This is a genomic window from Kitasatospora sp. Root107, assembly GCF_001424875.1.
Taxonomy (GTDB): Bacteria; Actinomycetota; Actinomycetes; order Streptomycetales; family Streptomycetaceae; genus Kitasatospora.
The window spans coordinates 180,885-190,738 of record NZ_LMCT01000056.1 but is presented as its reverse complement, the minus strand read 5'-3'; the positions used below and the strand labels follow the sequence as shown (position 1 = coordinate 190,738).

8 protein-coding genes and 1 pseudogene are annotated in these 9,854 nt (G+C 69.3%); 8 read left to right on the top strand and 1 reads right to left on the bottom strand.

Annotated features, from left to right (window positions below; genetic code table 11):
• The first annotated feature begins 119 nt into the window (after window positions 1–119).
• Window positions 120–680 (top strand): hypothetical protein, encoded by a 561-nt coding sequence (locus ASC99_RS31105; protein ID WP_057238333.1) that lies wholly within the window; start codon window positions 120–122, stop codon window positions 678–680.
• A 16-nt stretch (window positions 681–696) separates the two neighbouring features.
• Here ASC99_RS31105 and ASC99_RS31100 read toward each other — a convergent pair whose 3' ends face one another.
• Window positions 697–1,551, bottom strand: a complete 855-nt coding sequence (locus tag ASC99_RS31100; protein WP_057238331.1) for an IS5 family transposase — start codon at window positions 1,549–1,551, stop codon at window positions 697–699.
• Window positions 1,552–1,740: 189 nt separating this feature from the next.
• Here ASC99_RS31100 and ASC99_RS31095 point away from each other — a divergent pair.
• From ASC99_RS31095 to ASC99_RS31070, 7 genes and pseudogenes are all read left to right on the top strand, one after another.
• Window positions 1,741–2,260: pseudogene (locus tag ASC99_RS31095) on the top strand (winged helix-turn-helix domain-containing protein).
• Window positions 2,257–2,523 carry a hypothetical protein gene (locus ASC99_RS31090; protein WP_369824351.1) on the top strand — a complete coding sequence of 89 codons (267 nt, stop codon included), beginning with the start codon at window positions 2,257–2,259 and terminating at the stop codon, window positions 2,521–2,523. Before ASC99_RS31095 ends, ASC99_RS31090 begins: the two are co-directional and overlap by 4 nt.
• Before the next feature lie 377 nt (window positions 2,524–2,900).
• Window positions 2,901–4,121 (top strand): IS701 family transposase, encoded by a 1,221-nt coding sequence (locus tag ASC99_RS31085; protein WP_057238330.1) that lies wholly within the window; start codon window positions 2,901–2,903, stop codon window positions 4,119–4,121.
• A 741-nt stretch (window positions 4,122–4,862) separates the two neighbouring features.
• Window positions 4,863–5,258 carry a hypothetical protein gene (locus tag ASC99_RS31080; protein ID WP_057238329.1) on the top strand — a complete coding sequence of 132 codons (396 nt, stop codon included), beginning with the start codon at window positions 4,863–4,865 and terminating at the stop codon, window positions 5,256–5,258.
• The gene (locus ASC99_RS31075) at window positions 5,255–7,129 is read left to right on the top strand and encodes a caspase family protein (RefSeq protein WP_057238328.1); all 1,875 of its coding nucleotides are present in this window, start codon (window positions 5,255–5,257) and stop codon (window positions 7,127–7,129) included. The genes ASC99_RS31080 and ASC99_RS31075 overlap by 4 nt, the downstream gene beginning before the upstream one ends.
• Before the next feature lie 130 nt (window positions 7,130–7,259).
• Window positions 7,260–7,973 carry a hypothetical protein gene (locus tag ASC99_RS38010; RefSeq protein ID WP_235502646.1) on the top strand — a complete coding sequence of 238 codons (714 nt, stop codon included), beginning with the start codon at window positions 7,260–7,262 and terminating at the stop codon, window positions 7,971–7,973.
• 434 nt (window positions 7,974–8,407) lie between these two features.
• The gene (locus tag ASC99_RS31070; protein ID WP_057238327.1) at window positions 8,408–9,847 is read left to right on the top strand and encodes an RICIN domain-containing protein; all 1,440 of its coding nucleotides are present in this window, start codon (window positions 8,408–8,410) and stop codon (window positions 9,845–9,847) included.
• Window positions 9,848–9,854: the final 7 nt, after the last annotated feature.

The window sequence follows — 9,854 nt, the reverse complement described above, 5'->3', positions numbered from 1 at the left end:
AGACCGCGTTTGAGATCTGAGATGACTGGGCCTGGGGTCTGCCCGGGCAAGAACGGCCCGCAGACTACAGTGCGTTGCACGAGTTCAAGATCGGCTGCTTCTGAGGCGGGCTTACAGACATGCGAGACATCGGAGCAGACCTCGCCCAGGCGGGCATCGTTCTGCATGGGATCGAACCGAACACCTCCTGTCCACCGGGCTCTGCCTCGATCGCTGCTGCTTGTGGGCCGTGGCACGGCCGCGTCGACATCGCCGTCCGGCGCGATGACCCGGACTTCACCAGGGCGATCAACGCCGCGTGGCTGCGGCAGGCGACCAACTTCCGACTCTTTGCGGAGAACGGACAGTTCCTGCTGCTCGCCAACCTGGAGGAGGACCGCTGGGAAGACCCCGACTCGCGGTGGCTGAGAGTGTCTCTCGGCGATGACTGGAACCTCGCCGGGCCCGCAGTTGGGGGCGTCGTCGGACCGTCCCGAGACGGACTGTTCACCATGTCCCTCGACGGTGAAGTGATCATCGAGGGGACCACTTACGAAGAGGAGAGTTCTGTTCTCGCCGTCCCGCAGCCGTACCGGGCGGAGCCGTTTCGGGCCTGGACACGGCACCTGATCGACGAGTGGAAGCGGAACGGCGAAGACACCCGGTGGGCAGAGGCGTGGCTTGCCCGCGCCAGCGACTGAGACCGCGTCGGAGGTTTCATGGGTTGGTGCGTGAGAGGGGACACGGGCCTGGTCGCTTGGCCGGTCCGCCTCGGGTGAGTCGGCGGACCATGATGCCGATCATTGCCCAGCGGATCATGGTCTCGGATCGGGCGGGTTGCTGCTCGTAGTCGCGGGCGAGGCGGCGGTGGGCGGTGAGCCAGGAGAAGGTGCGCTCGACGGCCCAACGCTTGGGCTGGACCTGGAATCCGCGCTGGTCGGGGGCCTTGCGCACGATCTCCAGCTCGCGGCCGAGGATTGCACGGGCCCACTCCACGAGGCGACCGGCGAAGCCTTGGTCGGCCCAGATCTTCTGAACTCGCGGATGGTCGAGGCGGGTCCACAACAGCGGGTGCTTGGCGCCGTCGCGGTCCTGGATGTTCGCGGCGACGACGTGGACGGCCAGGAGCAGGCCGAGGGTGTCGGTGACGATGAACCGCTTGCGACCCTTCACCTTCTTGCCCGCGTCGAAGCCCCTGGTTGCGGCCGGGACGGTGTCGGCGGTGCGGACGGACTGGGAGTCGATCAGCCCGGCGGTCGGTTCGGCCTTCCTGCCCTCGGCCTCGCGAACCTTGCCGCGCAGGGCGTCATGGATGCGCTCGACGGTGCCGTCGTCGTGCCACCACGTGAAGTACCAGTACACCGTCGGCCAAGGCGCGAAGTCCTTCGGCAGCTGCCGCCAGGCACACCCGGTCCGCACCACGTAGAAGATCGCGTCCACGATCCGCCGCCGCGGATGCTTCTCCCGCCGCCCACCCTTCGGACCCACCCGCGCCGGCGGCAGCAACAGCTCCACCAACGCCCACTGCTCATCCGTCAGATCCGACGGATACCCGCCCCCGGAACCACTCACGCACGGCTCAACGACCCCGCCAGCCACGGGACACGGCAGATCTCAAACACGGTCTGAGAATGCTGGGGGCACCCGTTCCCGGACGAACCCAGTGCNCCGTCAGATCCGACGGATACCCGCCCCCGGAACCACTCACGCACGGCTCAACGACCCCGCCAGCCACGGGACACGGCAGATCTCAAACACGGTCTGAGATATGCGCAGGGCGGCGGGTTGACCGACGCTGGGAGTGCTGTCCGGGAGCTGGTGCGGCTGCAGGCCGTGGAGCGCTTCGACGGCGGGGAGCAGAACAGGGAGATCGTTGTCGCGTTGCGGGTCAGCGAGCGGTCAGTGGAGCAGTGGCGAGAGCGCGGCGAGCTCGGGGTCCTGTCGAAGGGATCGCCGGGGCGCCCAAGGCTCAATGATATTCAGATAGCCAGGCTGGAGCGGGAGTTGGAGCGGGGTCCGCTGGCCCACGGCAGGGCCGATCAGCGGTGGACGCTGGCGCGGGTGAAGACGTTGATCGGTCGACTGTTCCACGTCTCCTACACGGTGGAGGGCACCTGGCGGCTGCCGAAGCGGCACGGCTGGTCGTGGCAGCAGCCGGCCCGCCGAGCGATCGAACGCGGCGGTGGAGTTGTGGAAGAAGGAGGTCTGGCCGCGGCTAAAAGCGCCGCGGCGGCGTGCAACGGCTGGATCGTCTTCGAGGACGAGGCCGGACAGTCGATGACGCCGCCGCGAGCCAGAACCTGGGGCCGCATCGGGCACAAGCCCGTGGTCCGCGTGCGCGGCCGGGGCGCCGGCCAGGTCTCCATGGCGGGCATGGCCTGCTACAAACCGGGCGAACGGTCCCGCCTGATCTACCGGGGCCGCAAGGACGAGCCCAAGGGCTTCGGCTGGCGCGACTTCAGGAACCTGATCGTCCGCGCCCACATCCAGCTCGGCGGACCGAACTGTCCGGCGGTCGTAGACCGCTCGGCATCGGGGCCGTAGGCGTAGAGCACGGCTTCGCCGCCCCCGCACTCGTTCCCGTCGAACTCGCCGACTCCGGCTCGTTCAATCGCCTCGGTCAAGCGTCCCTGGGCCTCGCGGATCGCTGCCCGCTCGCTCGGCCCGCCGACACCGTCGCCCGCCAGTCGATACCGCGTGATAACAGCGTGCTCGGCGCCGCCCTCCGCACCTGCAACACCCAGGTCAGCCATGCGAAAACGATCTCACCCCAGACCGACATCATCAGCTGGTGAACCGACCGGCGATCCGATCCGAGCCACTAGTAGTGCTTTGTTAGGTGGTACGCGGGGGCTGGTCAGGTGTGGTGTTCGGCGGTTCTCTACGAGCATGACTCCGGACGAACTGGGCGCGTTACGTAACTGGGCGCGTTACGTGATGAGTTGGAGGCGTTCGCGGCGGAGGTCTTCGCACCGCTGCGGCGCTCGGATCAGCAGGACAAGGGCGCGAGCTACCTGCGCGGTCTGCTGTTGGACGGTCGGCGCAAGTCGATGCAGCCGATGGCCGAGCGCCTGGGCATCGACCACCAGCGCCTGCAGCAGTTCATCTCCTCCTCGACCTGGCCCGTCGAGGAGGTCAGATCGAGGCTGGCCGACCGCGCGGTGCGGGCTCTTGAGCCGCACGCGTGGGTCGTGGACGACACCGGATTCCCGAAGGACGGCACCGGCTCGCCCGGTGTCGCCCGCCAGTACTCCGGAACGCTCGGCAAGGTCGGGAACTGCCAGGTCGGGGTCAGTGTCCACGCGGTCACTGACACCACCTCATGTCCGTTGAACTGGCGTCTGTTCCTGCCCGCCTCCTGGGATCCGGACCACGCCGCCGACCCGGCCGAGGTTGCCTTCACCGCGCGCCGCAGAGCCCGATGCCGCATCCCCGAACGTGAGGGCCACCGGCCGAAGTGGCGCCTGGCCGTGGAGATGATCGACGAGCTCGCCACCTGGGACCTGACCCCGCCAGTGGTCGTCGCCGACGCCGGCTACGGCGACAACGCGCACTTCCGCGCGGCCCTGGACGAACGCCACCTACCTTGGATCGTGCAGGTCAAGGGCCTGGCGACCGCGCACCCACTGAACGCGGTCACCCACCAGCCGCCCTACGGCGGACTCGGCCCGAGGCCCAAGCCCCGCTACCGCACGCGCCCCCTCTCGCTGGCCGAGCACGTGAGGACCGCGGGCCGCGAGGCGGCTCGGACGGTGACCTGGCGGCGCGGCTCACGCGACCAGCTGACCTCGGCCTTCGTCGCCCTGCGGGTCCGCCTGGCCGGGCGCCGTCCGAGGCTGGAGCCGGACGGCACCCTGCCCGCCTGCTGGCTGATCGCCCAATGGCCACCCGACCTGCCCGAACCGTCCCACTACTGGGTCTCCAGCCTGCCCGAGGACACACCCGTCGAAGAGCTGGTCCGCCTCGCCAAGATCCGATGGCGGATCGAGCACGACTACCGCGAACTCAAAACCGCCCTCGGCCTCGATCACTTCGAAGGCCGTTCCTGGACCGGATGGCACCGCCACGTCACCCTGGTCACCGCCGCCCACCTCTTCGTCACCCTCACCCGGAGCCGCCCAAAAGTCCTTGCTCGGGCATGACCCTCTACCAGGCCGTCAGAGCACTCCAACAGCTCCTCGCCACCTGGAACGGCCCATGCCCGACCTGCCACCAACCACCAGCCAGACCCGCACCAGCCCCGACCTAACAAAGCACTACTAGGNTCCAACAGCTCCTCGCCACCTGGAACGGCCCATGCCCGACCTGCCACCAACCACCAGCCAGACCCGCACCAGCCCCGACCTAACAAAGCACTACTAGGGCCTGTCGGCGGATCTTCGTGCGGCGTCATGTGCGGGGTGCACTCGACGCAGCCTGATGACCGTGGTGGGCCCGGACCATGGCCGTGGACGACGTAGGCGCTTGTCATAGCGCGTGGCCACGGCCTTGGATGCTTGAGTCGCCCGCCGCGAACTGGCGGAGGTTGTTGAGATCTGGAGAGCCAACTCCCTTATTTCAGGGCAACGCTGAGACAGAGTCACCTCGGGTGTGCGGCTGGCACCTGGAGCCCGGATCCGCCGGGTCGGCGCGGAGTGCCCGGCCAACTCGGCGATGCTTCGCGCGATCAACTCGACGGGTGGGAGGATGCGGTCAAAGGCACGCTGCAGTCATACGAACGCCCATCCTTCCAGGCGTCCGTGACGGTCCGTCAGCGGAAGGGACCAGGTCAGCGAGGCAGCCACCGCTGAGCCGACCTCATCGCGGCCCACCGGCGTCCGGATCCGGGAGCCCTGACGGCGGAACGCCGTAGACTCCTCGAAGTCCAGAGCTGAGGAGGGGCAGTGGAGGCGTGGCTTTCGGTGCGGGGCGGGGATTCGGTCCGCGAACTGCAGGAGCTCGACGAGTGGTTGAACGGTGAGCCGGAGCTGCGTGGTCGGCTGAAGCCCCGTGCCGCGCAGCCCGGGCCGGGTGAACTCGGAGCTCCGTTCGACGTGTTGGTCACCGCGATCGGCAGTGGCGGGGTGATCAGCGTCCTGGCCGGTTCGCTGCACGCGTTCCTGACCCGGCCCCGCGGTACCGACGTCCGGATCTCAGTCTCGTCGCCGGACGGGCGGAGCGTGGAGCTGGAGGCCCAACGGGTCGAGGACGTCGAGGCGTTGCTGCGTCAGGTGATCGCCGCTTCGGAAGAGTCGGAGGGGGAGTCTGGAGCGGAGCAGACCGGAGTCGGTGGGGCGTGAAGGGACCGATGGTCCGGGCGGTCGACCCCACGCGCTCGCGGATCGTGCTGATCGGCACGCCGTACTACCGTGACGAGCGCCTGACGGATCTGCCGGTCGTCGCGGCCAACGTGGCCGACCTGGCCCAGGTCCTCACCGACCCGGGGCTCGGGGGGTTCGCGGCGGAGCACTGCCGCACCGTGCCGGCGGACGCTGGGTTGGCCCAGGTCGGGGAGGCCCTGACGACCGCGGCCGAGGAGGCGGGGGACCTGCTGCTGGTCTACTTCGCCGGTCACGGTCTGATCGACCGGCGCGGGAAGCTCCACCTGGGCCTGGCTGGGACACGGCTCGACCAACCTGCCTACTCCGCCCTGGCGTTCGACGCCATCCGTGAGACCTTCCTGGACAGCCGGGCGGAGAACCGCGTGCTGATCCTGGACAGCTGCTTCAGTGGCCGGGCGATCGGCCGGCCACTGGCCGGGGAGGAGCAGCCGCTGCTCGCCGCGCTGGAGGTCTCCGGCGCCTTCACCCTGACCTCGGCCCCGGCGAACCGGGCGGCGTTGGCGCTGGAGGGTGAGCGGCACACCGCGTTCACCGGCCGGCTGCTGCGGCTGCTGGAGGAAGGCAGCCCCAAGGCCGGACGGATGCTCACCCTGACGGACGTCTTCCGGCACCTCCGCGCCCAACTGACGGCCGAGGGACTGCCGGTGCCGCAGCAGCTGGGCACCGACACCGTCGGGATGCTCGGGCTGGTGAGGAACCGGCAGGCGGTGACGGGGCATCAGTTACTCGTGCACGAGACACTTCCGGTGCTGGTGAACGCAGCTGTCACTGGACGGAGTTCGCCCGCTGTGCAGCCGACGACCTCCACCGCACAGAAGGAGGCTGCGCCGGCCATCGAGCAGGCACTGCGCCACACCGCCGAGGCCGGCAGCAAGCAGCTCCGGCGCATCTGCCTGTCCGCCGTCGCACCGGTGGTCGCGGCCGTGTCCGAAGAACAGGCGTTGGGCATGGCCGCCACCGTGTCGGACGTGGACCGTCGCCAGTCGATCCAGGCGGACATCGGCGTGGTGGTGGCCGGTTCGGACGTGTTCCGCGGGATCGACATCGTCTGGTCCGGCTGGGAGCCCCACCGAACCGGGGCGCTGGCGGACATCGCGCGGCTTCAAGGTCGGCTCCACCCGGACAGCGGGGAGTACATCCTCGACACCTATCTCCTGAACGGCCGCGCGCCCGGCCGCGCATTCCCGTGGGACGCGGTGGTGCGGGCCGTCGCCGAGTTCGCGCCGGACCGGGCGGAGGAGCTCGCCGCCGAGATCCCGAACGAGCACTCCCGCACGGCGGCCCAGGCCAGGATCGCGCTCGCGGTGGCGGGCACCGATCCGGACCGGGCCCTGCGCCTGCTGCCCGAGCAGTGTGCCCCATGGGTGGCGCCGGCCGTCGCGGAGGCCCTCGCGGTGGTCGACCCGGACCGGGCACTGCGGTTCGTCGCTCCGCTCGTCGGCCAGGATCCCTACGCCCACGCCCTCGTGGCCGTCTCCCGGTCGGTGGCGGCCACCGACCCCCAGCGGGCCGTGCAGATCGCCGACGCCATCACCCACCGCGCGCGCCGCGCCGAGGCACTGGCGGCAACGGCGACCGCGTACGCGGCCACCGACCTGGACCGGGCGCTGGAGATCGCCGGCATGATCGGCGACCGCCAGGTGGAGGAGGCGGCACGGGCCGACCTCGCTCCGGTGGTCGCCGCGACGGATCCGGAGCTGGCCATGGGTATCGTGGCCGACGGCATCACCGACACGCTGTGGAAGGTGTACGCGCTGGCGGGGATCGCCGCCGTCCGCCTCGACACCGGCCACCGCCGGAGCAGCGCCGCCCGCCTGGCGGCCCGTTAGAGGCCCATAGAAGATCGAACTCGGGCGGCCGTCCCCCTCCCGGCCCGGGAGGGTCCGCGCGAAGGTTGCTCGCATGCCCGGGGGTTGGGTGCGCATCGCAGATCATGCTGGGTGGGACCGGGACTTCCCGGTGAAGTACCTCCTGGTCAGGGAGGACGAGGATGGTGTGGAACAGCTCTGGGGGAGGTGCGCGGGCGTCGAAGGATTGTTCGCCGGCCCGGTCCCGCCGCCCCGGGAGGTTCTCACCCTTCGTGGATGCCGCCCCGACGGTCTCCTGAGCGATGCTCTGGCCGGGCCCGACGTCTCACTGCAGGGCCTGGGCGACGTGCGCGTCGAGGTCTGGGACGACGAGCAGCCCGTGCGGTGGTGGACGCTCGTCGATGCGGTCATGGTGGCGCATCAGCCCCATCCCGCCGACCCGGCACGGTACGACATCGTGCTCGGAGCCGGCCTCAGGAACGAGGAGAGCTTCTTCGAACTGCCGTCAGCGTCACGCTTCGAGCTCTTCGCAGGAGCGACGGGCTCTGCTGCAAGTGCAGGGTGGTGCTCTGCCGTGGACGGCCTGTTCAAGTCGCACCCGGACCCGACCCCCGTCCCGATGGAGCTGATCGGGTGTGAGCTGAACCTCACCACCTACTCCTGTACTTCGAGGAGATCGTGCAACTCCTCGAACGGCGCGGCGTTACGGTCGTGCTCCGGTGAGGTAGCCACCCGAGGTCACCTGGCCAACCTCCGGGTGATCATAAGCAAACATTTTCCAACGTATGACAACAAGGGAACCGCGCCGCCGCCGCGACGTCAAGTGCGTCGTGCCGCCGCTGCCCGGGCTTGCCGAAACCCTTGACATCGCACGACGTCCCTCCGAGACTCTCGATCGACCGCTTGTTTGCGTCAACATGCTTGGACGGGCACGCCGTCGCGGCAAGCGGTCACCCGCAGCCATCGCCCTGACCCACCAGGCCGGTGGCCGGGGCTGTCGGGAAGCGGGCTCCGTCCCGCCGGTTCGGGTGCACATCGCCTGCGCCGGGCGGGAAGAACCTGCCAACTTCCCTACATCCACCCGGATGTGAGTGCTGGACGACCACCCGAAGTTCGAGCAGCGAACCCCACCCCCACCCCACGAAGCACGCGCGGATCACGCCCTTCTTCGCCCCCGCCCACGGAGCGAGACGCCAAGGGCTGCCCAAATGCCATGCCCCGCACGCAGCCTGGGCGTGTTTGCGCGACCAGGACTGAAGCCATGGCAGCGCCCGCCTCGGAGAACGAAGGTCTGAAGAGATGCCGCGATTGAGAACGCTTGTACTCGGCGCCCTGCTGGCGCTGTTCCTCCCCCTGCTGTCGGGCTTCGGCACCGCGCAGGCCGCCACGGTGACCGTCACCAACGGCACCCAGTTCACCGACACCGCCGGAGACCCGCTCCACGCGCACGGCGCCGGCGTCATCAAGGTCGGCCAGTACTACTACTGGTTCGGCGAGAACCGCAACGCCGACAACAGCTTCCGCTACGTCTCGGCCTACCGCTCCACCGACCTGAAGACCTGGGAGTTCCGCAACCACGTGCTGACCCAGGCCGCCGCGCCGGAGCTGGACTACGCGATCATCGAGCGGCCCAAGGTCATGTACAACGCCGCGACCGGCAAGTTCGTCATGTGGATGCACAAGGAGTACGGCGCGCACTACGGCGAGGCCCGGGCGGCGGTCGCGGTCTCCGACACCGTCGACGGCACCTACACCTGGCAGGGCAGCTTCCGCCCGCTGGGTGAGATGTCGCGGGACATCACGACCTTCGTGGACGACGACGGCACCGGCTACATGGTCTCGGCCGCCAACGAGAACGCCGACCTGCACATCTACCGGCTCACCGCCGACTACACCGCCATCGACGCCCAGGTGCAGAACCTGTGGGTCGGTCAGTCCCGCGAGGCGCCCGCCCTGTTCAAGCGCAACGGGGTGTACTTCCTGCTGACCTCCGGTGCCACCGGCTGGTCGCCCAACCAGCAGAAGTACGGCACCGCCGGCAGTGTCACCGGTTCCTGGAGCGGCCTGCAGGACATCGGCGACGGGACCACCTACGGCAGTCAGACCGCGTTCGTGCTGCCCGTGCAGGGCACCAACGGCACCAGCTACCTGTACATGGGCGACCGTTGGGGCAACTCGATGGGCGGGACGGTCAACGACTCGCAGTACGTCTGGCTGCCGCTGACCTTCCCGACGGCCACCACGATGAGCATGGGGTACTCGCCGCAGATCACCGTGGACACCGCCACCGGCACGGTGAGCGGCATGAACGTCACCTGGGAGAGCCTGACGGGCCGCCAGAGCGGCAAGTGCGCCGACATCGCGAACTACTCCTTCGCTGCGTCCGCCCAGCTCATCCAGTGGGGCTGCGGCAACGGCGCCAACCAGGACCTCTGGCTCAAGAACCTCGGCACCGGCTACGTGCAGATCATGGCCCGGCACAGCGGCAGGTGCCTCGACATCGCCGACGCCTCGACCGCCAACGGCGCGCTCGTCGTCCAGAGCACCTGCAACGGCACGACCTCCCAGCAGTGGCAGGTCCAGAAGGTCAGCGGTGCCACCGGCTACGTCCGGTTGATCGCCCGGCACAGCGGCAAGTGCCTGGACGTCACCAACCAGTCCACCGCCAACGGCACCGCGTTGGAGCAGTGGACCTGCGGCACCGGCACCAACCAGCAGTGGCAGCGGACCGACGCCTGACCCCACC

Excerpts from the sequence above, each read along its gene's own strand:
- ASC99_RS31105 (WP_057238333.1), top strand. The coding sequence starts at position 120 with ATGCGAGACATCGGAGCAGACCTCGCCCAGGCGGGCATCGTTCTGCAT.
- ASC99_RS31070 (WP_057238327.1), top strand. The coding sequence starts at position 8,408 with ATGCCGCGATTGAGAACGCTTGTACTCGGCGCCCTGCTGGCGCTGTTC.
- ASC99_RS31090 (WP_369824351.1), top strand. The coding sequence starts at position 2,257 with ATGACGCCGCCGCGAGCCAGAACCTGGGGCCGCATCGGGCACAAGCCC.